The sequence below is a fragment of the Enterobacter sp. Ag1 genome (assembly GCA_000277545.1).
Lineage (GTDB): Bacteria > Pseudomonadota > Gammaproteobacteria > Enterobacterales > Enterobacteriaceae > Cedecea.
Genome location: AKXM01000019.1, coordinates 1 through 23,864 on the forward strand (window position 1 = coordinate 1; position 23,864 = coordinate 23,864).

The 23,864-nt window shown below is 55.0% G+C and carries 20 protein-coding genes; 16 read left to right on the plus strand and 4 right to left on the minus strand.

Going from position 1 to position 23,864, the window contains the following annotated elements:
- Nucleotides 1-280: 280 nt before the first annotated feature.
- Together A936_RS09415 and A936_RS09420 are read right to left on the minus strand one after the other, a co-directional pair.
- Nucleotides 281-664 carry a hypothetical protein gene (locus A936_RS09415; RefSeq protein WP_008457003.1) on the minus strand — a complete coding sequence of 128 codons (384 nt, stop codon included), beginning with the start codon at nucleotides 662-664 and terminating at the stop codon, nucleotides 281-283.
- A 4-nt stretch (nucleotides 665-668) separates the two neighbouring features.
- Nucleotides 669-1,070 carry a hypothetical protein gene (locus A936_RS09420; RefSeq protein ID WP_008457005.1) on the minus strand — a complete coding sequence of 134 codons (402 nt, stop codon included), beginning with the start codon at nucleotides 1,068-1,070 and terminating at the stop codon, nucleotides 669-671.
- A gap of 93 nt (nucleotides 1,071-1,163) precedes the next feature.
- Here A936_RS09420 and A936_RS09425 point away from each other — a divergent pair, with 93 nt between their 5' ends.
- Both A936_RS09425 and A936_RS09430 read left to right on the plus strand, forming a co-directional pair.
- Complete coding sequence (locus A936_RS09425; RefSeq protein ID WP_008457007.1) at nucleotides 1,164-1,667, plus strand: ESA_00282 family adhesion-associated protein; 504 nt, start codon at nucleotides 1,164-1,166, stop codon at nucleotides 1,665-1,667.
- 86 nt (nucleotides 1,668-1,753) lie between these two features.
- A complete protein-coding gene (locus A936_RS09430; RefSeq protein WP_008457009.1) occupies nucleotides 1,754-2,251 on the plus strand; it encodes a TIGR00645 family protein in 498 nt (165 codons plus the stop codon).
- Between the two features lie 33 nt (nucleotides 2,252-2,284).
- Here the strand turns inward: A936_RS09430 and mgrA are convergent, their stop codons facing one another.
- Both mgrA and A936_RS09440 read right to left on the minus strand, forming a co-directional pair.
- Entirely contained in the window at nucleotides 2,285-3,325 is a 1,041-nt protein-coding gene (mgrA, locus tag A936_RS09435; RefSeq protein ID WP_008457011.1) for an L-glyceraldehyde 3-phosphate reductase, read from the minus strand.
- A gap of 79 nt (nucleotides 3,326-3,404) precedes the next feature.
- Entirely contained in the window at nucleotides 3,405-4,256 is an 852-nt protein-coding gene (locus A936_RS09440; protein ID WP_008457013.1) for a MurR/RpiR family transcriptional regulator, read from the minus strand.
- Between the two features lie 249 nt (nucleotides 4,257-4,505).
- Between A936_RS09440 and A936_RS09445 the strand changes: the two genes are divergently transcribed.
- The 14 genes from A936_RS09445 (at nucleotide 4,506) to A936_RS22430 (ending at nucleotide 23,343) form a co-directional block, all read left to right on the plus strand.
- Nucleotides 4,506-6,011 carry a CoA-acylating methylmalonate-semialdehyde dehydrogenase gene (locus A936_RS09445; protein WP_008457016.1) on the plus strand — a complete coding sequence of 502 codons (1,506 nt, stop codon included), beginning with the start codon at nucleotides 4,506-4,508 and terminating at the stop codon, nucleotides 6,009-6,011.
- 11 nt (nucleotides 6,012-6,022) lie between these two features.
- Nucleotides 6,023-7,951, plus strand: a complete 1,929-nt coding sequence (iolD, locus tag A936_RS09450; RefSeq protein WP_008457018.1) for a 3D-(3,5/4)-trihydroxycyclohexane-1,2-dione acylhydrolase (decyclizing) — start codon at nucleotides 6,023-6,025, stop codon at nucleotides 7,949-7,951.
- A gap of 318 nt (nucleotides 7,952-8,269) precedes the next feature.
- Nucleotides 8,270-9,256 (plus strand): inositol 2-dehydrogenase, encoded by a 987-nt coding sequence (gene iolG / locus A936_RS09455; RefSeq protein WP_008457020.1) that lies wholly within the window; start codon nucleotides 8,270-8,272, stop codon nucleotides 9,254-9,256.
- 35 nt (nucleotides 9,257-9,291) lie between these two features.
- On the plus strand, nucleotides 9,292-10,221 hold the full coding sequence (locus A936_RS09460) for a sugar ABC transporter substrate-binding protein (RefSeq protein WP_008457022.1): 930 nt from the start codon (nucleotides 9,292-9,294) through the stop codon (nucleotides 10,219-10,221).
- Between the two features lie 51 nt (nucleotides 10,222-10,272).
- Nucleotides 10,273-11,820: a sugar ABC transporter ATP-binding protein gene (locus A936_RS09465; protein ID WP_008457024.1), complete on the plus strand. Its 1,548-nt coding sequence runs from the start codon at nucleotides 10,273-10,275 to the stop codon at nucleotides 11,818-11,820.
- Between the two features lie 11 nt (nucleotides 11,821-11,831).
- Nucleotides 11,832-12,860: an ABC transporter permease gene (locus tag A936_RS09470; RefSeq protein WP_008457026.1), complete on the plus strand. Its 1,029-nt coding sequence runs from the start codon at nucleotides 11,832-11,834 to the stop codon at nucleotides 12,858-12,860.
- A gap of 87 nt (nucleotides 12,861-12,947) precedes the next feature.
- Nucleotides 12,948-14,081, plus strand: a complete 1,134-nt coding sequence (locus A936_RS09475; protein ID WP_008457029.1) for a Gfo/Idh/MocA family protein — start codon at nucleotides 12,948-12,950, stop codon at nucleotides 14,079-14,081.
- A gap of 9 nt (nucleotides 14,082-14,090) precedes the next feature.
- The gene (locus A936_RS09480) at nucleotides 14,091-16,004 is read left to right on the plus strand and encodes a bifunctional 5-dehydro-2-deoxygluconokinase/5-dehydro-2-deoxyphosphogluconate aldolase (RefSeq protein ID WP_008457031.1); all 1,914 of its coding nucleotides are present in this window, start codon (nucleotides 14,091-14,093) and stop codon (nucleotides 16,002-16,004) included.
- 10 nt (nucleotides 16,005-16,014) lie between these two features.
- Nucleotides 16,015-16,905, plus strand: coding sequence for a myo-inosose-2 dehydratase (iolE, locus tag A936_RS09485; RefSeq protein WP_008457033.1), 891 nt, complete (start codon nucleotides 16,015-16,017; stop codon nucleotides 16,903-16,905).
- 9 nt (nucleotides 16,906-16,914) lie between these two features.
- Nucleotides 16,915-17,733, plus strand: coding sequence for a 5-deoxy-glucuronate isomerase (iolB, locus tag A936_RS09490; protein WP_008457035.1), 819 nt, complete (start codon nucleotides 16,915-16,917; stop codon nucleotides 17,731-17,733).
- A gap of 211 nt (nucleotides 17,734-17,944) precedes the next feature.
- Nucleotides 17,945-19,807 carry a bifunctional glutathionylspermidine amidase/synthase gene (gss, locus tag A936_RS09495; protein WP_008457037.1) on the plus strand — a complete coding sequence of 621 codons (1,863 nt, stop codon included), beginning with the start codon at nucleotides 17,945-17,947 and terminating at the stop codon, nucleotides 19,805-19,807.
- A gap of 513 nt (nucleotides 19,808-20,320) precedes the next feature.
- Nucleotides 20,321-21,541, plus strand: a complete 1,221-nt coding sequence (locus A936_RS09500; RefSeq protein ID WP_008457039.1) for a phosphoadenosine phosphosulfate reductase — start codon at nucleotides 20,321-20,323, stop codon at nucleotides 21,539-21,541.
- The gene (locus tag A936_RS09505) at nucleotides 21,541-22,167 is read left to right on the plus strand and encodes an IbrB-like domain-containing protein (protein ID WP_008457042.1); all 627 of its coding nucleotides are present in this window, start codon (nucleotides 21,541-21,543) and stop codon (nucleotides 22,165-22,167) included. The genes A936_RS09500 and A936_RS09505 overlap by 1 nt, the downstream gene beginning before the upstream one ends.
- Nucleotides 22,168-22,398: 231 nt before the next feature.
- A complete protein-coding gene (locus tag A936_RS22430; protein ID WP_008457044.1) occupies nucleotides 22,399-23,343 on the plus strand; it encodes a hypothetical protein in 945 nt (314 codons plus the stop codon).
- The last annotated feature ends 521 nt before the right edge of the window (nucleotides 23,344-23,864 follow it).

A 23,864-nucleotide genomic window follows, 5' to 3' on the forward strand; every position in this document is an offset into this window, starting at 1 on the left:
CCAGGACTGGGAGATAAAACGGAGGTCTGCCGCTTCAGCGGTCGATTTATTTGGCCGGGAGTCCGGGGTCTCGGGGGAGTGACGGTGACTCCACCGAGTCGTTCACAAGTTTGGGGGCTGCATATAAAGCTGTGCTTGAGGTGAACGGAACCTTAGCTGAACCTTCATATAGCTTATTTGTGACTAACAGGCAGCCAAAGAGAGAAATCGTTAAATTTTATTACTCTTTATATTCCCTCGCCCCACTGGGGAGAGGGCCAGGGGAAGGGGCAAACCCCACTCACAGCGTAGAACTCTTCCACGTCTTCTCTGCAAGACCACGGGTCATCGACAGCGTCTGGGCTTCCTGCTCTTTCAGGCGCTGATAATGCCCTTCCAGCCGCTTAAGAATCTGCTCTTTAAGCTTTGGATGATGGCTGAGGATCTCTTCCAGCACCGCCCCATACACCTCTTCTTTGGCACGCCACGGGAAGATTTCACGGCGATTCATCCACTTCAGGTCGATAAGCGCCGAAGTAATATCCGTAACTTCCTGCGTATTACGGGTGATATTTTCATTCTTAAGGCGAACCAGAATCGCTATATTTTTACTTAACGTAAATTCATGGTCTTTATTTTCATCAGCGCTAATTAACAAGGGCTGTTTTTTTAGAGGTTCTGCCATAGCACTACTCCTCAATTGAATAGCATAATGGCCAGGGTTTTTCTTGGGTCATTTGATTAACCCAAATTTCCTGCTCCTTGCTACCCACCCAGGCGGTTTTGTCTTCGATAAGCATCTGCAAATCGGCGGCACTAATAAGTTCTTTTTCAACCAGTTCGCCAATCAGGGCGTGTAACGCCTCTATCCGAACTGCGCACAGCAGACGCTCTTTAATATGACGATCGGTTTCTTCAAGCAGGCGGTTTTTGGCCTGCCCGGCATAATGACTGCCGCTCAGGATGTTTTTTTCCAGCGTTAAAATCTTGTCCTGAACGACTTCCGACGTGGTACTATTTTCAGCTTCTGCAGGGAGCGTTGACGGTGCAACAACGGGATAGCGCCGTGGTAAGAAGTGTTCAGGCAGCATCGAATGTGATCCTTTGAAATCGGTTCAATATTCAGGTTCAGAGACTCGCGATATGATGCCTCAATTCAAAAATAAAAAAAACAGGAGTTTCTTATGCACAGCATATTTTATTCTATTGTCACCATTTTGATTTTGTTGTGTGCTGTATTGGTTATGCTCAAGGAGTTTAGCGCTTCAAATAATAAGAAAAATCGTGCGGCGGGTGAAATACAACCCATCACCACCAGCGAAGAGCGGGAAGATTATTTTGGCATGCTGATGTCTAAAATTACGCCTAGCTATTATTGGCGTATTAACAGTGAGTATATTGATTTTACTCACGCCACAATTAAAAAAATGCGTATCGATGAACTGACTTCCCAGCCGGTTTTATTTAGCGCCCAGCGCCGCTGCAGTGATTTAAATTCGGCGGTGTATAAATATTATGACAATATTAAAAAACGCTGTGCCGAAGGTGAGCAGGTGCCATTGTCAGATATTGAAGTGCTGAACCTGCGCCAGTGTTTTAACGAGTTTAGCCGCGACGCTTATCCTGCACTGGTCGCGTTGGTATGGCCACAGTATCAGCGCCCGGAGATCGACCTGAACAGCGTGTGAGCCCTGTAATCCTGCGTCTGGGGCTCACGCTTAAACGCCGGAATTCGCTATAATGACGCCCTTTTGCTATTTCCAGACAGGACATTATGGAACGTTTTATTGAGAATGCGATGTACGCCTCGCGCTGGCTTCTGGCCCCGGTTTACTTCGGGTTATCTCTGGCCCTGCTTGCGCTGACGGTGAAGTTTTTCCAGGAGATCATTCACGTTCTCCCGAATATCTTCTCGATTGCGGAGGCTGACTTAATTTTGACCCTGCTCTCGCTGGTGGATATGGCGCTGGTCGGCGGCCTGCTGGTGATGGTGATGTTTTCCGGCTATGAGAACTTTGTCTCGACGCTGGATATTTACGAAGGCAAAGAGAAACTAAGCTGGCTGGGGAAAATGGACTCTGGCTCGCTGAAGAATAAAGTTGCGGCATCCATCGTGGCCATCTCTTCCATCCATCTGCTGCGTATTTTTATGGACGCTAAAAACGTGCCGGACAACAAGCTGATGTGGTACGTGATCATCCACCTGACGTTTGTGCTGTCGGCGTTTGTGATGGGCTATCTCGACAAGCTTTCCCGCAGCGGGAAATATTAAAAACTAAGCCCCTGTTTACAGGGGCTTTGGCTTTTATTTGTCGGACGATGCCTGCCACAGATTTAGCTCGCCATCGGCGACGTGGCGGTCAATTCGCTCCAGCTCTTCTGCGGTAAAGTGCAGATTATCCAGCGCTTTCACATTCTCTTTCAGCTGTTCTGCCCGGCTGGCACCGATCAATACTGAGGTGACGCGCTCATCTTTCAGCAGCCAGCTCAGCGCCATCTGTGCCATTGTCTGGCCACGCTCCAGCGCCATCTCGTTGAGTAAGCGCAGGCTACTGAGATTCGCCTCGGTCAGCATCTTTTCATTCAGCCCGCGAATTTTATTGCCTTCCACCTGCATCCTTGAGCCTTCCGGGATGCCGTTCAGGTATTTGCCGGTCAGCAGGCCCTGGGCGAGCGGGGTAAAGGCGATACAGCCGCTACCGTTGTGCTGCAGCGTGTCCAGCAGGCCGCATTTATCGACCCAGCGGTTTAACAGGTTGTAGGAGGGCTGGTGAATAAGCAGTGGAATTTTCCATTCTCGCAGCAGATCGGCCATTTTTTGTGTTCTTTCGGCGGAGTAAGAGGAGATCCCGACGTAAAGCGCTTTGCCGCTTTGCACCGCATGTGCCAGGGCGCTGGCCGTTTCTTCCATCGGCGTTCTCTCATCCACGCGATGGGAATAGAAGATATCGACATACTCCAGCCCCATGCGCTTCAGGCTCTGATCCAAACTTGCCAGCAGGTACTTACGTGAGCCGCCGGAACCATAAGGGCCTGGCCACATGTCATACCCCGCTTTGGTGGCAATAATCAGCTCGTCGCGGTAGCTGCCAAAATCCTGCTTCAGCAGGCGGCCAAAGTTTTCTTCCGCCGAGCCCGGAGGCGGCCCGTAGTTATTCGCCAGATCGAAATGCGTAATACCCAGATCGAACGCGGTGCGCAGCAGATCGCGCTGGGACTCCAGCGGACTCACGCCGCCAAAACTGTGCCACAAGCCGAGAGAAAGCGCGGGCAGCTGCAGGCCGCTCTGGCCGCAGAAGCGATACTGCATAGATTGATAACGCGACGGGCTGGCTTCGTAGGGCATGGTGTCTCCTTAGGGTAAGAGTTATTTTTGAAACGTTGTTTCCATCTTAACCCTGCGGAGACATTCGGCAATCCGAAAATCAGGCCTCCGGCGAGAGCGCGCTGTGGGGCGTGCCCTGATAATACGCGAGCGCCACCATCAGCGACTGCACCAGGCAAAGCGTGGCGGACTGCGAGCGGAAGGCGTCTACCTGCGCCTCTTTCACCACAAAACAGAGATCGCTAAACGTGGCGAATGGGCTAATTTGGCTGTCCGTGATCACTATCTGTCGAGCCCCCGCCTGGGCGGCAATTTCACTCACCATCAGCGTCTCTTCGGCATACGGGGAGAAGCTTATCGACACCACAATATCTTTCGCTTTCACCCGATTGACTTGCTCACGCAGCATGCCGCCAAGCCCGTCCAGCAGCACGGCGCGGCAATCCAGATGGCTCAGAGCGTAGGTCAGATAAGCCGCCACGCTAAAGGAGCGGCGCAGGCCGACAACGTATATCGTGTCTGCTTCGGCCAGCAATTCCACGGCACGCTGCAGCATTTCCGGTTCGGTACGGGCGGCCAGCTGCTGCAGGGCCTGAGCATTTGAGCGGGCAAACTCCTGCAAAATATCCAGCGGGGTTTCCGGCACGGCTTCGCTGCCCAGCTCACGGAACAGCCTCGCCCGATCGGTATAGCTGGCCGTCTCTTCCACCAGATTCATGCGAAACAGCTGTTTCATTTCGTTGAACCCGCTGAAATCAAAGGCATTGGCAAAGCGGATAAGCGTTGAGGGCGGCACCTCCGCCCGTTCGGCAATGGCGGCTACGGTATCAAATGCCACGCTATTGGTGTTATCCAGCACGTAGCGGGAAACCTGCTGCAGCCTTTTGCTCAGGCTGTCGTAGCGGTCGCGGATCTGCTGCTGGAGTTCGCTCAGGGTTGTCGCGGTGGTCAATTTGCCATCCTCAAAAGTATTCGCTGAAACGTATTTAAGCGTAGTACTGGCAAAAATGAAACAGATGCACCAAAACTGGCGGGGGCTGAAACGACACTGACGTCTCAGTCTTTGCACCTCATTCTGCGGGTTAACATAAAAACGAAGTGTTGATCACAATAATCAACATTTATTTTATTTGAACTTAAAATGGAATGTTTGTTTCATATACAGTGTTCGGGAGACAACCCTAACAGCAAGAGGCCAGAGATGGAGACGGTAGCGAATTTTATCCACGGTGAATGCGTCGCGGGCGAAGGCCAGCGGGTACAGGCGATCTTTAACCCGGCGACCGGCGCGCAGATCCGCCAGGTCGCCATGAGCACGGCCAGGCAGACGGAGCAGGCCATTGCCGCTGCCCAGCAGGCGTTTCCAGGCTGGGCTCGCCAGTCTCCGCTCAAGCGCGCCCGCGTGATGTTCCGCTTTAAAAGCCTGCTTGAGGAACATATGGACGGCCTGGCGAAGCTCATCAGCGAAGAGCACGGCAAGGTTTATTCTGACGCGGTGGGCGAACTGACCCGCGGTCTTGAAGTGGTGGAATTCGCCTGCGGCATCCCGCATCTGCAAAAGGGCGAGCATTCGGCCAACGTGGGTACGGGCGTGGACAGCCATTCTCTGATGCAGCCGCTTGGCGTCTGTGCGGGGATCACGCCGTTTAATTTCCCGGCAATGGTGCCGATGTGGATGTTCCCTATCGCGCTGGCAACCGGGAATACCTTTGTGCTCAAACCGTCGGAAAAAGATCCGTCTCTGTCGCTGCGTCTGGCTCAGTTGCTGAAGGAAGCCGGGCTGCCGGACGGCGTGTTTAACGTGGTGCAGGGCGATAAAGAAGCCGTGGACGTATTGCTGACCGACCCAAGGATTCAGGCCGTTAGCTTTGTCGGCTCTACGCCGATTGCCGAATACATTTACCAGACCGCTTCTGCCCACGGCAAGCGCTGTCAGGCGCTGGGCGGGGCGAAAAACCACTGTATTTTGATGCCGGATGCCGATCTGGAGATGGCAACTAACGCCATTATGGGGGCGGCTTTTGGTGCCGCGGGGGAACGCTGCATGGCGCTTTCGGTGGTGGTTGCCGTGGGGGACGAAACCGCAGATGCGCTGTGTGCTGGGCTGGAAAAACAGCTTGCTACGCTGCGTGTGGGGCCGGGCCTTGGGCAGGAGCCGGAAAACGAAATGGGGCCGCTCATTTCTGCACCGCACCGGGCCAAAGTGCTGGGCTATATTGATAGCGGAGAGCAGCAGGGCGCGACGCTGCGCGTGGACGGTCGGGGCCTGAGGCTTGCAGGCCATGAAGGCGGCTATTTTGTTGGCCCAACGCTGTTTGACCATGTCACGCCTGAGATGACCATTTATAAAGAAGAGATTTTCGGCCCGGTACTGAGCGTGGTGCGCGTGCCGGATTACGCCAGCGCGCTGGAACTGATCAACAAGCACGAATACGGCAACGGCACGGCGATTTTTACCCGTGACGGTGGTACCGCAAGGCGATTCACCGAAGAAGTTCTGGTGGGCATGGTCGGCGTGAACGTGCCTATCCCGGTGCCGATGGCTTTCCACAGCTTTGGCGGCTGGAAGCGTTCTATCTTCGGGCCGCTGAACGTGCACGGCAGCGACGGCGTGCGTTTCTATACGCGGATGAAAACCGTCACCGCTCGCTGGCCGGAAACCAGCCATCAGCAAGGATCTGCATTCTCAATGCCCACGCTGGGCTAAGGGGAGGAAAGATGACCACACACCGCATGACTATGGCGCAGGCGCTGGTCAGGTTTTTAAACCAGCAGTACGTTGAAATCGACGGGCAGGAAGCGCCCTTTGTGGAAGGCGTAATGACCATTTTCGGGCACGGCAACGTGCTCGGGCTTGGGCAGGCGCTGGAGGAGGACCCCGGCCACCTGAAGGTGCATCAGGGCTGTAACGAACAGGGCATGGCGCATATCGCCACCGGCTTCGCCAAGCAACACCGGCGGCAGCGTATTTACGCCGTGACTTCATCCGTGGGGCCGGGGGCAGCCAATATGGTGACTGCCGCCGCAACGGCCACCGCCAACCGTATTCCGCTTCTGCTCTTGCCCGGCGATATTTACGCCAGCCGCCAGCCGGACCCGGTGCTCCAGCAAATCGAGCAGTTTCATGACCTGAGCATTAGCACCAACGACTGCTTCCGGCCGGTGTCCCGTTACTGGGACAGAATCAACCGCCCGGAGCAGCTGATGAGCGCCATGATTAGCGCCATGCGAGTGCTTACTAACCCTGCGGATACCGGCGCGGTAACGATTTGCCTGCCGCAGGATGTGCAGGGTGAAGCCTGGGATTATCCGCAAAGCTTCTTTGCCCGGCGAGTGCACCATATCGAGCGGCGTCCGCCGGATGAAAATCGGCTACATGCCGCGCTAAAGCTCATTGCCAGCAAGCGTCGTCCACTGGTTATTTGCGGCGGTGGGGTTCGCTATTCCGGCGCGCATCAGGTTTTTCAGGATTTTGTGGAACGCTTCGGGCTACCGTTTGCCGAAACCCAGGCCGGAAAAGGTGCGCTTGTAAGCGAGCACTCACTTAATCTGGGAGGCCTCGGCGTGACGGGCGGCCTGGCGGCTAACCTACTGGCCCCGCAGGCGGATTTAATCATCGGCGTAGGCACCCGGCTGACCGACTTTACCACCGGCTCTAAATCGCTGTTTTCACCCGAGGCTGAGTACCTGCTGCTAAACGTAGCCGAATTCGACGCCCTGAAGCTGGACGCCACGCCGCTGGTGGCCGATGCCCGGATTGGGCTAGAGCAGTTGACTGCCGGGCTGCATCAGGCTGGCTATCACGCCGCCTGGCAGAACGAAGCTGCTAGCGCTCAAGCGGCCTGGCGCGAGGAGTGCCAGCGGCTGTGGACTCGGCAATGGCAGGCGGGAGAAGTCCCTGAAGTGGCGGGCCATCTGGACGAAACGTTGCAGGAATACAGCCGTGAGCTAGGTACGTCATTGACTCAAACCCGCGTGCTGGGCCTGGTGAATCAGCATATTGAAGACGACGCTATCGTGGTGGGCGCGGCGGGTTCGCTGCCGGGGGATTTACAGCGCCTGTGGCAGGTAAAAACGCCGGACAGCTATCACCTCGAATACGGCTATTCGTGCATGGGCTACGAGATTGCCGCGGCGGTGGGGGCAAAGCTCGCGAAGCCGCAGCAGCCAGTGTATGCGATGGTGGGGGACGGTTCTTACCTGATGCTGCATTCCGAGCTGCAAACCGCCGTGCAGGAAGGGATAAAAATCACCATTCTGCTGTTCGATAATGCCGGGTTCGGCTGCATCAATAACCTGCAGATGGGCCACGGCATGGGCAGTTTTGGTACCGAAAACCGCCATCGAAATCCACACAGCGGCAGGCTGGATGGCCCGCTGGTGAAGGTCGATTTTGCCCAAAATGCCGAAAGCTACGGCTGCAAAGCCTGGCGGGTCAATAGCGAGGCGGAGCTGCTTGCCGCGCTGGAGGCATCCCGGCATGAGCCTGGGCCAACGCTACTGGATATCAAAGTGCTGCCTAAAACTATGACCCACGACTACGAGGCCTGGTGGCGCACCGGAGACGCTCAGGTTGCTCGCTCGAGCACGGTGACCGATGCCGCTGAACAAACCGCCGCTAAGCTCAAAAACGCCCGTCAGTACTAACCCTTCAGCATTCCGCTGGACTGTCTGGCGGAATGTTTATTTCATTTTTGCTTTATTCTCTTCTCGTACTGGAGCATGGGTGCGCTCTCCCTCTCAAATCCCTTCTGTGTGCAGGTTTTAATTCATTCGGCGTTGTGATTTTGCTAACAAAATACAGCCGATTAATTATCAAAATGTTAACCTCTGCGCAAAAATGAAACTTTCACTCTGCATTAAAATGAAATAAATGTTTTATTTAAGGCGTCGTTATTCAGCTGCATGTGAAAGCCGGAAGATCCGGCTCATGACCCTACTGCAACACCACTTTCGGGAGCCGCCATGTTTAACATTGCTTTACTGGGCGCGGGCCGTATTGGCCAAATCCACGCCGCCAATATTGCCGCCCATCCCCATTCCACCCTCTGGTCCGTTGTCGATCCTAATGCAGAAAACGCCGCGCGCATTGCCGAAAAATACCAGGCGCGCCAGCAGAGCGTTGCCGAGGCGATGAGCGACCCGGAGGTTCATGCGGTGCTGATCGCCTCGGCGACCGACACTCACGCTGACCTGATTGAGCTTGCCGCCAAACACGGCAAAGCGATCTTCTGTGAAAAGCCGGTGCATTTGGATCTGGCCCGCGTGCGCGACTGCCTGAAAGTGGTGAAAGCTCATAATGTGCCGCTGTTTATCGGCTTTAACCGCCGCTTTGACCCTCAGTTCCGCAAGCTGAAAAACGAAGCGCTACAGGGGCGCATCGGCACGCCGGAATCGCTGGTGATTATCTCCCGCGACCCGTCGCCGCCGCCCGCTGAATATGTGCGTGTCTCCGGCGGCATGTTCCGCGACATGACCATTCACGACTTTGATATGGCTCGCTTCATCATGGGCGAAGAGCCGGTGGCCGTGTATGCCCAGGGCAGCAATCTGGTAGATCCGGCGATTGGTGAGGCAGGCGACATCGACACTGCTTTTATCGTCCTGAAATATGCCTCCGGGGCGCTGGCGACCATTGTGAACAGCCGCCGCTCGGCCTATGGCTACGACCAGCGTCTGGAGCTGCACGGCGCTAAGGGCCTGCTAACAGCGGGCAATATCCTGGAAAACCAGGTTCAATTCTTTGGCGACGGCGGGAACACCAGCGCGTTGCCAGAACACTTCTTCCTCCAGCGCTACAAAGATGCCTACGCCGCCGAATGGCAGCACTTTGTTGCCGTCCTGCGCGGCGAGGCCAAACCCGAGTGCAGCGGCGATGACGGTGAACGCGCCCTGTACCTGGCCGACAAGGCGCTGGAGTCACTGCGTAGCCAGCGCGAAGTTGCTTTGTAACCTCCGAAGACCCTACACATAGAAGAGAGATAATAATGAAAAAGCTGATCCTCGCCGCCCTCATCGCCCTGACCACGGCTCCGGCGCTGGCCGAAAACGAACAGATTGTTTTTAGCACCCCCAACCTTGCGATGCCGTTTGAAGTGCATATGCAGCGCACCGCCGTGCAGGCCGCCAAAGAGATGGGCGTCAAGCTGCAGGTTCTCGACAGCCAGGGCAGCTCTCCTAAGCAGGTCGCGGACCTGGAAAACGCCATCACCCGTGGCGCTCAGGGCTTTATCGTTTCGCCAAACGACGTTAACGCCGTGTCGAGCGCTGTAGGGGAAATTCAGGATGCCAAGCTGCCGGTGGTGACACTCGACCGCTCGGTTGTTAGCGATAAGCCGGTGCCGCACTTTGGTGCCAACAACTATAAAGGCGGCCAGGCGGTGGCGGACTTTGTGAAAGCCAAATTCCCTGACGGCGCGGACATCGTGCTGCTGACCGGGCAGCCTGGCTCCTCCTCCAATATCGAACGTACTAAAGGGATCCGCGATGGTCTGAAAGCCGGGGGCGATAAATACAAGATCGTCGCCGATCAGACCGGGAACTGGATGCGTTCCGAAGGCATGCGCATCGTTGAAAGCGTTCTGCCGTCTCTGCCGAAAAAGCCTCAGGTGATCCTCTCCGCCAACGACGATATGGCGCTCGGTGCGATTGAAGCGCTGCAGGGCCAGGGCATGAAGCCGGGTGAAGTGCTGGTGACCGGCTTTGACGCAGTGCCGGAAGCGCTGGCCCGCGTACGCGATGGCTGGATGGCGGCAACCGCCGATCAGCGCCCTGGTTTTGCGGTGAAAACGGCGATGAGCCAGCTGGTGGCCAACATCCGCGAGAAGAAGGCGATTACCGGGGCAGATTACGCGCCCACGATGATCACCAAAGATAACCTCGATCAAGCAGAGCGTATCGGCGAAGCCGGCAAATAAATCTGAACGTGCCCGTCCGCCTGCGGGCGGGCGCAACAGAGGAGCAGTCTGATGTCGCAACCTTTACTGAAAGTGACCGACCTGGCGAAGAGTTTCTCCGGCGTTTGGGCGTTAAGCAGCGCACAGCTCAGCGTCGGGCAGGGGGAAATCCATGCCCTGCTGGGGGAAAACGGCGCGGGAAAATCCACGCTGCTGAAGGCGCTGGCCGGGGCGCAGCCGCAAACGCGCGGTGAGATCTGGTTCAACGGTGAAACGCTTTCTGCGGATGACTCGCCGGTAGCGCGCCAGAACAAAGGCATTATCACGATTTATCAAGAGTTTAACCTGCTGCCCAATATGACGGTGGCGGAAAACATGTTTCTTGGCCGCGAGCCGCGCCGCCGCAACCTGATCGTCGACAGCAAAGCGGTGAACCAGGAAGCGCAGGTCATTCTGGATTATTTGCAGCTCAACGTTGCGCCGACGACCGCCGTGGCCCGTCTGAGCGTTGCCCAGCAGCAAATGGTGGAGATTGCCAGGGCGCTGACGCTGAACGCCCGGCTGATCATTATGGATGAGCCATCCGCTGCCCTGAGCGACAGCGAAGTTGAGAGCCTGCACCGCGTGGTGCGCGAGCTGAAAGGCCGTGGCGTCAGCATTATTTATGTGACTCATCGCCTGCATGAAGTCTTCCAGCTTTGTGACCGTTTCACCGTGTTTCAGGATGGCCGCTATACCGGCTCCGGCGACGTGGCGGGCACCAACGTGGAGCAAATTATTCGCCTGATGGTCGGCCGAGACGTGGTGTTTAACCGCCGCGATGCCAGCCTCACGCACCATGCAGACAAGCCCATCCGCCTGGCGGTGAAGGGGCTGAGCCGTGAAAAGCCGCCGCTTGATCCACACGGCATTGCGTTGAAAGACATCAGTTTCCACGTGCACGCCGGAGAAGTGTTGGGCATCGCCGGGCTGGTTGGTGCAGGACGCACCGAGGTTGCTCGCTGCCTGTTTGGCGCAGACAAATTCACCACCGGCAGTTTCGAGCTGGACGGCAAACCTTACCGGCCTCAAAACCCGATGCACGCGCTGGACCAGGGCATCGCGCTGGTGCCGGAAGATCGTAAAAAAGAAGGGGCGGTGCTGGGCCTGTCGATCCGCGACAACCTGTCGCTCTCCAGCCTTTCGTCCCTGCTGACCTGGCGCTATTTCGTTAGCCCGCGTAAAGAAGATGCGCTGATTGAGTCCTACCGGCAGGCGTTGCAAATCAAAATGGTTAACGCCGAACAGGAGGTGCGCAAGCTCTCCGGCGGGAACCAGCAAAAAGTGATCCTGGCGCGCTGTATGGCGCTGAATCCAAGGGTGTTGATCGTCGACGAGCCGACTCGCGGCATTGACGTAGGCACGAAATCTGAAGTGCATCAGGTGCTGTTTGATATGGCTAAGCGAGGCGTGGCGGTGATCGTGATCTCTTCCGACCTGCCGGAAATTCTCGCGGTGTCGGATCGGATCATCACCCTCAGTGAAGGGCGAGTGACCGGCGAACTGCACGGCGACGAAGCCAACGAAGAACGGCTGATGACCCTGATGGCCATCAACCATAGCGCCTTAAGCGCCGCATAACGGGGGAGCCCATGACGCAGATGATTACCAAAAGCCAGACGCCGGCAAAAAGTGCCTCACGCTTCGATCCGATCGCTTTCTTCGAGCGCTTCGGGGTGCTGATCTTCATGTTCCTGCTGCTGATCTTCTTCCAGTCGCAGAACAGCAACTTCCTGTCCGAACGTAATATTTTCAACATCCTGACCGAGGTTTCTATCTACGGGATCATCGCGGTGGGCATGACCTTTGTCATTCTCACGGCGGGTATCGATCTGTCGGTGGGTTCGATCCTGGCCGTGTGCGCGATGACCGCAGCCTACGTGATCAAGGGGGATAACTTTACCACTGTCGATCCGAACGCCTGGGGCGGCTTTAGCTGGCTGCTGGGGTTGGGGATTTGCCTGGCGCTCGGCACGCTGATTGGGTTCCTGCACGGTCTGGGCGTCACTCGGCTGCGTCTGCCGCCGTTCATTGTCACGCTGGGCGGGATGACTATCTGGCGCGGCCTGACGCTGGTGATCAACGACGGCGCGCCAATTGCCGGGTTTGATGCCGGCTACCGCTGGTGGGGACGCGGCGAAATGCTCGGCATCTCGATACCTATCTGGATCTTCGCCATCGTCTCGATTCTGGGCTATCTGGCGCTGCACAAAACTCGCTGGGGGCGCTTTGTGTATGCCATCGGCGGCAACCCGGAAGCGGCTCGCCTCGCCGGGGTTAACGTGAGGCGCGTGCTGGTTAGCGTGTATGTGGTGATTGGCTGTCTTGCCGGGCTGGCGGGCTTTGTGCTCAGCGCCCGATTGGGCAGCGCTGAAGCGGTAGCGGGGATCTCCTTCGAGCTGCGCGTTATCGCCTCGGTGGTGATCGGCGGGACATCGCTGATGGGCGGCTACGGGCGGATCAGCGGCACGATCATCGGCGCCATCATCATGGGGATCCTGATTAATGGCCTGGTGCTGATGAACGTGTCGGCCTACTACCAGCAGATCATTACCGGGCTGATTATCGTACTGGCGGTGGCGTTTGATACTTACGCCAAGAACCGGCGCGGCGCGCTGTAGGGATTGCCCCTCATCCTAACCCTCTCCCATTTAGGGAGAGGGCTGGGGTGAGGGTACAAAGGCTGGTCACGACTTCAGGAACAACACATGAAAAAGGTCAGAATTGGTTTAATCGGCACCGGCTACATCGGCAAAGCCCACGCCATCGCCTACGCCCAGGCGCCGACGGTCTTTGACCTGCAGGGCGAACTGGTGCGTGAAATGGTAGCGGAAGTCACGCCGGAGCTGGCGGCAAAACGCGCCGCGGCGTTTGGGTTTAATCGCTCCACCGGCGACTGGCGCGAACTGGTGGCGGACCCGAACATTGACGTGGTGGACATTTGTTCCCCAAACCACCTGCATAAAGAGATGGCGCTGGAAGCTATTCGCCACGGCAAGCACGTCTATTCAGAAAAGCCGCTGGCGCTTAACGCCCGCGACGCACGCCTGATGGTGGATGCTGCCGATTTGGCTGGAGTGAAGACATTGGTCGGCTTCAACTACATGAAGAACCCGACGGCGCAGCTGGCAAAGCAGATCATTGCACGCGGTGAGATCGGGGAAGTGATCCATTTCTACGGTACCCACAATGAAGACTATATGGCCGATCCGCTTTCGCCGATCCACTGGCACTGTTTCAAAGAAACCGCCGGGCTTGGCGCGCTGGGGGATCTGGCGGCGCACATCGTCAATATGGCGCAGTACCTGGTGGGCGATATCCACGAAGTCTGCGGTGACCTGAAAATCGTGGTGCCGGAGCGCCCGGCTTCCGCTGGCAGCAGCGAGATGATCGCCGTGGAAAACGAAGATCAGGCCCACGCGATGGTGCGTTTTGAAGGCGGCGCCCAGGGCGTGATCGAAACATCACGTGTCGCCAGCGGTAGAAAAATGGGGCTGACCTGGACAATCACCGGCACGAAAGGGGCGTTGAGCTTTACCCAGGAACGCATGGCGGAGCTGAAACTTTATCTGCAAAGCGATCCCGAAGGCCGCCAGGGGTTCCGCACGCTGCTGGTTGGTCCGGCTCACCCGGATTACGGCTCGTTCTGTATGGGGGCGGGGCACGGCATTGGCTTTAACGATCAAAAAACGGTGGAAGTACGCGATCTGATCGACGGCATTGCCACTGATAAGCCGATGTGGCCGGACTTTGAAGAGGGCTGGAAGGTGTCGCGCATTCTCGACGCTATCGCCCTGTCACACCAGCAGGGGCGCTGGGTCAACGTATCTGACATTGTCTGAGGACGAAGCATGAAAGAAAAGCAGTTGGATCTGATTTGCATGGGGCGGGTCGCGGTAGATCTCTACAGCCAGCAGATTGGTGCGCGGCTGGAAGATGCCAGCAGCTTCGCCCGTTATCTTGGCGGCTCCTCCGGCAATGTGGCCTACGGTACCGCTCGCCAGGGGCTGAAATCTTCTATGCTGGCGCGCGTTGGCGACGAGCACATGGGGCGCTTTCTGCGCGAAGAACTTAGCCAGGTCGGCTGCGACACCAGCCATTTAATTACCGACAAAGAGCGGCTGACGGCGCTGGTGCTGCTGGGCATCAAAGATCGCGACACTTTCCCGCTGATTTTTTATCGCGACAACTGCGCGGATATGGCGATTACGGCGGACGATTTCAGCGAAGAGTACATTGCCTCTGCCCGCTGCCTGGCGATTACCGGCACGCACCTCTCAAACCCGCGTACCCGTGAGGCGGTGCTGACTGCGCTGAGCTATGCCCGCCGGAACGATGTTCGCACCGTGCTGGATATTGATTATCGCCCGGTGCTGTGGGGGCTGACCTCCCTCGGCGACGGCGAGACGCGCTTTGTTGAAGCCGAACAGGTCACAACCCAGCTGCAAACGGTTCTGCATCTTTTTGATGTGATTGTCGGCACCGAAGAAGAATTCCACATTGCCGGCGGGTCAATCGACACGCTCGCGGCACTGAAAAAAGTGCGGCAGAACACCGAGGCGACGTTGGTCTGTAAGCGAGGCGCGCAAGGTTGTTCCGTGTTCCTCGGGCTGATCCCTGACTCGCTGGATGGCGGGATAAACGTCAGCGGCGTGCGCGTGGAAGTGCTCAACGTGCTGGGCGCGGGGGACGCGTTCATGTCCGGCCTGCTGCGCGGCTACCTCAATGACGAAGGCTGGGAGCAGGCCTGCCGCTATGCCAATGCCTGCGGTGCACTGGTGGTTTCACGCCATGGCTGCGCCCCGGCGATGCCGAGCAAAATTGAGCTGGATGATTACCTTTCGCGTGAACATCAGGTGCCTCGCCCGGATCTCGACGCACGCCTGAATCACCTGCACCGCGTCACCACGCGTCGACGCCAGTGGCCGGAACTCTGCGTGATGGCGTTCGATCACCGCAGCCAACTGGAAGAGATGGCGCTGAAAAGCGGCGCGGATTTACGCCGAATTCCGGTGCTTAAACAATTGATTTTACAGGCTAGCCGCGAAGCCGCTCAGCGTGCCGAGCTGGAGGGCAAAGCCGGGCTGTTGTGCGATGGCACCTTCGGCCAGGACGCGCTGAATTCCATCACCGGTGAAGGCTGGTGGATCGGCCGCCCGATTGAGCTGCCAGGGTCACGCCCGCTGGAAATGGAACATGGCAACATCGGTTCGCAGCTGATTAGCTGGCCGCAGGAACACATTGTTAAGTGCCTGGTCTTTTTCCACCCGGAAGATGCCCACGCTCTGCGTCTGGAGCAGGAGCAGAAGATTGCCGAAGTGTACCGCGCCTGCTGCCAGTCGGGCCACGAGCTGCTGCTGGAAGTTATCCTCCCGGCGAATATGCCGCGCAGCGACGAGCTTTATCTCAGAGCCGTTTCCCGCTTCTACAACCTTGGCATCTACCCGGACTGGTGGAAGCTGCCGCCGCTGAGCAGCGCTGGCTGGGCGGCCCTGAGCGAGCTGGTGGATAAACGCGATCCCCACTGCCGCGGCGTGGTGATCCTCGGCCTGGATGCCCCGGTAGAGGTGCTGCGTGATGGCTTCAATGCCGCCGCTAATTACCCGATTGTGAAAGGCTTTGCGGTAGGGCGCACGCTGTTTGGCGAAGCCTCGCAGGCCTGGTTAAAACGCGATATCGACGATGCGCAGCTGGTGGCGCGCATCCGTGACAATTACCTGCGGCTGATCGCCCTGTGGCGCGAGCGCGGCCAGCATAAACAATAAGGAGAGCATTATGACCGTGCATTTAGGCATTAACCCGCTGACCTGGACCAATGACGATCTGCCTTCTTTGGGCGCCGACACGCCGCTGGACACCTGCCTGAGCGAAGGAAAAGAGGCCGGATTTGAAGGTTTTGAACTGGGGAATAAATTCCCGCGAGAGGCCGGCGTGCTGGGGCCGATTCTCGATAAGCATGATTTGAAGCTGGTCTCCGGCTGGTATTCTGGCCGTTTGCTTGAGCGCTCCGTTGAGCAGGAAATTGAGGCCGTGCAGCCGCACCTGACGCTGCTGCGCGAACTGGGGGCGAAGGTGTTGGTATTTGCCGAAGTCACCCACTGCATTCACGGGGAGCAGCAAACTCCGGTGCATTTACGGCCCCGTTTCCCTGCCGAACGCTGGCAGGAGTACGGCGAAAAGCTTACGGCGTTCGCCCGTTATACCCAGCAGCAGGGCGTGCAAATTGCCTATCACCACCATATGGGAACGGTGATTGAGAGCGCGGATGACGTGAATAATTTGATGGTTCACACCGGGCCGGAAGTCGGGCTGCTGCTGGACACCGGGCATCTGACTTTTGCGGGGGCCGATCCGCTGGCGGTGGCCGAGCGCTGGATCTCGCGCATTAACCACGTGCATTGCAAAGATGTGCGCGCTGGCGTGCTGGCGGACGTGAAAAACCGCAAAACCAGCTTCCTGGATGCGGTCCTGAGCGGCGTATTTACCGTGCCGGGCGACGGCTGCGTGAACTACCCGCCGATCATGGCGCTGCTGAAAAAGCATGGCTATCAGGGCTGGCTGGTAGTTGAGGCTGAGCAGGATCCGGCGGTGGCACACCCGATGACCTACGCGCGGCTGGGCTACGCTAATTTGAGCCGTTTTGCTCGCGAAGCCGGGCTGATTTAAGGAGGGAGCATGGCCGAATTACTTTCCCGCTGGCAGCGGCCGGACGCGCAGGGGCAGACGCAGTGCGTCACGCCGGAAAACGCGGGCTGGGGCTACGTGGGATTCGCCGCTTATCAGCTTCAGGAAGGGCAGGTTCTGGAACTGCCCGCCGTGGAGGAAGAGCGTTGCCTGGTGCTGGTCGCAGGACGTGCGACGGTGGACACGCCGCTCGCTCGCTTCCCTGAAATAGGCGACCGCATGAGCCCGTTTGAGCGCCGTAAACCCTGGGCCGTGTACGTGACGTCCGGCGAGACGGTTAAGGTTCTGGCGCTCACCGCGCTCGAACTGGCCGTTTGCTCCGCGCCGGGTAAAGGGACTTACGCCACGCGACTGATTGCCCCGCAGGATATTGATGCCGAGGCGCGCGGCAAAGGCCACAACCAGCGCTATGTCCACAATATTCTGCCGGAGGATAAGCCCGCCGACAGCCTGCTGGTGGTGGAGGTGTATACCAACGAGGGCTGCACCAGCTCGTACCCGAGCCACAAGCACGACACCGATAATCCGCCCAACGAAACCTATCTCGAAGAGACTTATTATCACCGCCTCAACCCGCCGCAGGGGTTCTGTCTGCAGCGTGTGTATACCGATGACCGCTCGTTGGATGAGTGCATGGCGGTGTACGACAAAGACGTGGTGAAAGTGCCGAAAGGCTACCACCCGGTGGCGACGGTGGCCGGATACGACAGCTATTACCTGAACGTGATGGCGGGGCCGGTACGCAAGTGGATGTTTACCTGGGAGAAAGATCACGCCTGGGTTAACGGCAGCGAGTACGGGAACAAATAAACTGGCTGAGTCACTTTTTAACAAAGGCTGCCCGCTGAGGCAGCCTTTTTCTTTGGGCCCCGACCTGCCGGAATATGTCTGTTTAAACGAAGCGCGACTGCACAAAACCGTTGGCAGAGGTGTATGATAACGGCTTCTCTGTCAGGTTAATTTTAACGTGCAGACGACAATCCGCGTGACCTTTGCCGCCTGCCTGATTTAGGTTGGACACATGCATACAGCAACACCAGACAACGATTCGCCCTTTGGTACACTTCTGGGCTATGCGCCGGGTGGCGTAGCGATTTACTCCTCCAATTACGGCAGCCTCGACCCGAAAAATTACCCCGAAGACGCGGAGTTTCGCAGCTACATCGGCAACGAATACATGGGCCACAAATGGCAGTGCGTGGAGTTTGCCCGCCGCTTTCTCTTCTTAAACTACGGCTTTGTCTTTACCGACGTTCACATGGCGTGGGAAATCTTCTCGCTGCGTTTTTTACGTCAGGTGGTGAACGACAATATTCTGCCGCTGCAGGCCTTTGCGAATGGCTCAAAACGGGCGCCAGAGGCGGGCGCGTTGCTTATCTGGCAGAAGGGCGGCGAGTTTCATGAAACCGGCCATGTCGCGGTGATCACTCAGCTTATCGGCAACAAAGTGCGCATCGCCGAGCAGAACGTGATTCATGCGCCGTTACCCGTCGGGCAGCAGTGGACGCGCGAGCTAACCCTGGTTGAACGCGACGGTCACTACAAGCTGCAGGATACGTTTGCCGACACGTCGATTCTTGGCTGGATGATTCAAACTGAAGAGACGACCAACAGCGAGCCACAGCCGGAAATCGGCGGTGAAGCGCTAAAAATTGGCGGGGCTCGCCTGGCCAATAAGCGCCAGTTCGACGGCAAATGGCTGAATGAAAAAGATCAACTTCAACTGGCCTATATACAGGCCAATGGCCACATTATTAATAAAGATCCTTGCCAGTATTTCACTATTACCGAAAGCGCCGAGCAGGAGCTGATCAAGGCCACCAACGAGCTACACCTGATGTACCTGCACGCCACGGATAAAGTGCTGAAAGACGACAGTCTTCTGGCACTCTTTGATATTCCCAAAATTCTCTGGCCGCGTCTGAGGCTTTCCTGGCAATGGCGCCGCCACCAGATGGTCAGCGGCCGCATGGATTTTTGCATGGATGAGCGCGGGCTGAAGGTGTACGAATACAACGCCGATTCAGCCTCCTGCCACACCGAAAGCGGGCTTATCCTTGAGGAGTGGGTTAAGACGGGATACCGGGGCACCGGGCATAATCCGGCGGAAGGCTTGCTGGAAGAGCTTACCGGGGCCTGGAAGCACAGCAGCGCCCGGCCGTTTGTCCATATTATGCAGGACAATGACGCCGAGGAGGATTACCACGCGTTGTTTATGCAGCGTTCGCTGATGCAGGCCGGATTTGACACCAAAATATTGCACGGCCTGGGCGAGCTGAGCTGGGACAGCGCCGGGCAGCTTATTGATAATGACGGCCGGGCGGTGAACTGTGTCTGGAAAACCTGGGCGTGGGAAACCGCGATTGAGCAAATTCGTGAGGTTAGCGAAACCGAATATGCCGCCGTGCCGATCCGTACCGGCCATCCACAGGGAGAAGTGCGCCTGATTGACGTCTTGCTTCGCCCGGAAGTGCTGGTGTTTGAACCGCTGTGGACGGTGATCCCCGGTAATAAAGCCATTCTGCCGGTGCTCTGGCAGCTGTTCCCGAACCACCGTTACCTGCTGGATACGGATTTCGAGGTGAACAACCTGCTGTCAAAAACCGGCTACGCGGTGAAGCCAATTGCCGGGCGCTGCGGCAGCAATATCGATCTGGTCAGCCACCATGATGAACTGCTGGATAAAACCAGCGGCAAGTTCGTGGATCGCAAGAATATCTATCAGCAGCTGTGGTGCCTGCCGAAGGTGGATGGCAAGTACATCCAGGTCTGCACTTTTACCGTGGGCGGCAGCTACGGTGGCACTTGCCTGCGTGGCGATGATTCGCTGGTGATTAAAAAAGAGAGCGATATCGAGCCGCTGATTGTGGTCAAAGACAGGTAGCGGTTGATCGTCCCTAAGGATGAGTTGATGGCCCGGATGTTGCTTCGATCCGGGCAAGTCGCCCGCTTATACTACGATAGTTCATCTATTCTGTTTCGGCATAGCCTGCGCTATTTCTTATTTCTATCGTGGTTATCCATTTTATTAATCTGCGATTATTTTAATAAAATTAACGCCAGGCTGTAGATAGGGCTTCTTTGATTTTTTGTTGATGTGTTTTTTTGTTTGCATTTTAAATATAGATAATTCAATTGATTACGGTTTTTTCTTGATGATTTTAAATTTTTATTGTCTGGGGTTGAGGCTGGATATAACATAACCGCACTGCGGTATTGATGGTGTTTATATAAAATATGCGAATCATAATTTATGTAAATATTTTATCCGGAGAGCGTGGTTTCCTGGCGGAGGATATTACCAGGCTGGTGCGCTAAGATATCCTGGGTGGATTGAACGAAATGCAGGGATTTTGCTGTCGTAGTAATGTTGAGACAGCAGTAAAAGGGAGTTTTTGTGAGAAAAGATAAAAAAATCATTCTTGATGATAATGTTCTTAATGCTTCTAAAAAGAGAATCGATTGGGTATTCGATACCTTTGATCAGGTCTGCGTCTCTTTTTCCGGTGGAAAGGATTCCAGCGTGCTTTTTCACCTTGTGGCTGAAATCGCTCGTCGCCGGGAGCGTCAGTTTGACGTGCTATTTATCGACTGGGAAGTTCAGTTCCAGTATACCATCGACCATGTATTGCGACTCAGGCAGCAATATGACGATATCGTTGGGCATTTTTACTGGGTCGCTTTGCCGCTAACCACGGTGAACGGGGTTTCGCAGGCTCAGCCGGAATGGATTTGCTGGGAGGAGGGCGTGGAATGGGTTCGCCGGCCGCCAGAAGACGCCATTACCGATCCAAACTTCTTCCCCTTCTATCGCTATGGCATGACCTTTGAAGAGTTTATGCCAGCGTTCTCACGCTGGCTTTCCGGCGATAAAGGTCTGGCCACGTTAACCGGCATCCGGGCCGACGAATCCCTCAACCGTTTTTTAGCGCTGGCTTCACAAAGCAAAACCCGCTATGCCGATGATAAGCCCTGGACTACGGCCAGCCGGGAGGGCAATTTTTGTGTCGCTTATCCTTTGTACGACTGGAAGGTACGGGACATCTGGATTTTTAACGGCAAATATAAAGCTGCCGGGAATCCGCTTTATGACCTGATGTATCGCGCCGGTGTCCCTATGAAAGCGATGAGGGTGTGTGAACCTTTTGGCCCGGAGGCGCGCCGTGGGCTTTGGCTCTACCATGTTCTGGAGCCTGAAACCTGGTCCCGGGTATGCATGCGCGTGGCTGGCGCCAACAGCGGCGCTATTTATGCGCATCAGAGCGGTTCTTTCTATGCCCGCAATACTAGCATCACAAAACCGAGCCATTTAACCTGGCAAGAGTACGCCATGTTTTTACTGGCATCGATGCCGGAAAAAACAGCGGAGCATTACAAGAATAAAATTGCCATTTATTTAAAATGGTATAGAGAACGAGAGTTTCCAGAAAATATTCCTGATGAGCAGGATAAAGATTCAGGATCGAGGGATATACCGTCGTGGCGAAGGATATGTAAGACGCTATTGAAGAATGACTTTTGGTGTCGGACGCTATCATTTAGCCCTAATAAGCCACAGCACTACAACCGGTACCTTGAAAGGATACAAAAGAAACGACAAATGTGGGGGATCCTCTGATGCTTAATACGCTATTAAAACAACTGGATAATTATCTTTCTTCCGTCGAATCGGATGAGTCAAAAGTGGACGCAATAAATGAAGTCAAAAAAGTCATGCATCAGCACAGCCCTTTTAAAAAAGAGCCGGTTGATTGTGTCCTTTGGGTTCGTGAGGGCGATATTGTGGCCAATGATTATAACCCTAACGTTATGGCACCCGTTGAACGAAGCTTGTTACAGCTTTCAATTGAGACAGATGGATTCACTCAACCTATTGTGGTGACGCCGCTGAAAGATAAGTTTCAGGTCGTGGATGGGTTTCACCGGCATTTGGTAGGAAAAACATCGCCTGTGGCAAAAAAGAGAATTAACGGTTTTCTTCCTATTACGGTGGTAAACCTGGAATCCAGTGGCGAAGCCGAATGTATTGCCGCGACGGTGCGTCATAACCGGGCGCGTGGAAAACATCAGGTAACGGCGATGTCCGATATTGTCCGCGACCTTTCCCGTCTGGGCTGGGATGATTTGAAAATCGGATCAGAATTGGGGATGGACGCTGATGAAGTGCTGCGCCTGAAGCAGATTAGCGGCCTGTCTGAGCTGTTCAGTGGCGAACAGTTTAGTGATGCGTGGACGATAAAATAGCGCGTTTTAAATAGTAAAAATAAAAACCGCTTTTGGGGGGCTTTAAGTTGTGTGTCTGGACGATAAATATTGTAGGTGCAAATGATTAATGGCGTTATAAGAGTCTTAATTAATGTATGTTAATGTTTTAATGAACGTATTTTGAAGTAGTTAAGCCAGTTTTTGTTGAGTTTATATTTGATGGTGTTTAATGTGTTTTCAATGTTCACCATTTTCTAATGTAAGGTTTTTATGTTAAATATTAACTTGAAAAAGTTTGGCGAGAAACTTGACAAGAATAAAATTGCAAGGTTTAGAGATGAATATCTAAATAAAAAATATAGTGAACTGGAGACTAAGAGAATACTCGATGGTTGGCGGCGGCGAACCGATATAAATGGCGATCTTAAAATTATTCATACTGTTAGTAGCGTGTGTAGTATGAGTCGAGCTGGTCGAAATGTTATATCTCCATTCGAGCAACGTTCTGCTGTGTCGATCTTAAATAGTTGGGATGTTATTTCATGTTGCTGCATTGCAAAAAAAATACCGGCTCGTTTAGCGGGATGTGGTGGAGCACCGCTCGCTATTACATTGGATTTAAATGTACCTGTGCAAAATATTCTGGGCACTCACCTACAGGATGTATCATTCCCTAATTTTGCGGGTAGGGAGGGAGCTGTTCCTTCAGGAGCACTGGTCGATAGTTACGCTTTGGCAGACGCTATATTTCAAGGTAAAAATAGGCCTAATAAGCATAACTTTATAATGAATAAACCTTATAATACTTTGTTATCAGTTGAGGAAATTCACCATCATATGATGCGTCAACAAACTGCGGCCAACTACAATGAGATTATAGTCGTTGGGCGAACTGGCCTGAATATGTATTCTGGACTTCCTGCAACAGATATAATCAGATTAAATGGAATATCTTACCGTCCTTTTTATGCAGGGATCGAGGATCTTCTCTCCAGTGGACAGATCGGTCCTCAACTGATAGAGATGGTTCTTGGAGATTTAGAATTTATTAAAAAATTACTGCGAGTAAATAATCTTAAAGAATTTACTTGCTGTTGGTCGAAGCGAGGGTTATTGCGCGTAAATCCATTGAACCAGGTTATTATCAATGCTGGATTTGAGCAAAGCTCTCATTCTCCTGAGATTTTTAAATTATCAAATTATAGTTTTGCCTAATATGCATTCTCAATATTAGCCCTGAAAATTTGTATCGTGTAAAACGGGAACGTTTTTGAACAATGCTTGCGCTGGCCCCTTATGGGGTGAGTCTGAGGGATGAGACGAATACTAAAACGTCGGGAGCGTTTTTGAACAGCGCTTGCGCTGGCCCCTCATGGGGTGAGTCTCAGGGATGAGACGAATACTAAAACGTCGGGAACGTTTTTGAACAGCGCTTGCGCTGGCCCCGAAGGGGTGAGTCTCAGGGATGAGACGAATAATCGACTTTCAGTTCGATGCAGAGTCCGTTTCGCCAAAAGCAAAAAACCCGCCATAGGCGGGTTCTTCTAAATAGTGGTGCCCGGACTCGGACAAAAACGTCAGGAACGTTTTTGAACAGCGCTTGCGCTGGCCCCTTATGGGGTGAGTCTCAGGGATGAGACGAATACTAAAACGTCAGGAACGTTTTTGAACAGCGCTTGCGCTGGCCCCTTATGGGGTGAGTCTCAGGGATGAGACGAATAATCGACTTTCAGTTC

Bases quoted from the DNA above. Each gene is read 5' to 3' on its own strand.
- A936_RS09415 (WP_008457003.1), bottom strand. From the start codon at position 664: ATGGCAGAACCTCTAAAAAAACAGCCCTTGTTAATTAGCGCTGATGAA.
- A936_RS09420 (WP_008457005.1), bottom strand. From the start codon at position 1,070: ATGCTGCCTGAACACTTCTTACCACGGCGCTATCCCGTTGTTGCACCG.
- A936_RS09425 (WP_008457007.1), top strand. From the start codon at position 1,164: ATGCACAGCATATTTTATTCTATTGTCACCATTTTGATTTTGTTGTGT.
- A936_RS09430 (WP_008457009.1), top strand. From the start codon at position 1,754: ATGGAACGTTTTATTGAGAATGCGATGTACGCCTCGCGCTGGCTTCTG.
- mgrA (WP_008457011.1), bottom strand. From the start codon at position 3,325: ATGCCCTACGAAGCCAGCCCGTCGCGTTATCAATCTATGCAGTATCGC.
- A936_RS09445 (WP_008457016.1), top strand. From the start codon at position 4,506: ATGGAGACGGTAGCGAATTTTATCCACGGTGAATGCGTCGCGGGCGAA.
- iolD (WP_008457018.1), top strand. From the start codon at position 6,023: ATGACCACACACCGCATGACTATGGCGCAGGCGCTGGTCAGGTTTTTA.
- iolG (WP_008457020.1), top strand. From the start codon at position 8,270: ATGTTTAACATTGCTTTACTGGGCGCGGGCCGTATTGGCCAAATCCAC.
- A936_RS09460 (WP_008457022.1), top strand. From the start codon at position 9,292: ATGAAAAAGCTGATCCTCGCCGCCCTCATCGCCCTGACCACGGCTCCG.
- A936_RS09465 (WP_008457024.1), top strand. From the start codon at position 10,273: ATGTCGCAACCTTTACTGAAAGTGACCGACCTGGCGAAGAGTTTCTCC.
- A936_RS09470 (WP_008457026.1), top strand. From the start codon at position 11,832: ATGACGCAGATGATTACCAAAAGCCAGACGCCGGCAAAAAGTGCCTCA.
- A936_RS09475 (WP_008457029.1), top strand. From the start codon at position 12,948: ATGAAAAAGGTCAGAATTGGTTTAATCGGCACCGGCTACATCGGCAAA.
- A936_RS09480 (WP_008457031.1), top strand. From the start codon at position 14,091: ATGAAAGAAAAGCAGTTGGATCTGATTTGCATGGGGCGGGTCGCGGTA.
- iolE (WP_008457033.1), top strand. From the start codon at position 16,015: ATGACCGTGCATTTAGGCATTAACCCGCTGACCTGGACCAATGACGAT.
- iolB (WP_008457035.1), top strand. From the start codon at position 16,915: ATGGCCGAATTACTTTCCCGCTGGCAGCGGCCGGACGCGCAGGGGCAG.
- gss (WP_008457037.1), top strand. From the start codon at position 17,945: ATGCATACAGCAACACCAGACAACGATTCGCCCTTTGGTACACTTCTG.
- A936_RS09505 (WP_008457042.1), top strand. From the start codon at position 21,541: ATGCTTAATACGCTATTAAAACAACTGGATAATTATCTTTCTTCCGTC.
- A936_RS22430 (WP_008457044.1), top strand. From the start codon at position 22,399: ATGTTAAATATTAACTTGAAAAAGTTTGGCGAGAAACTTGACAAGAAT.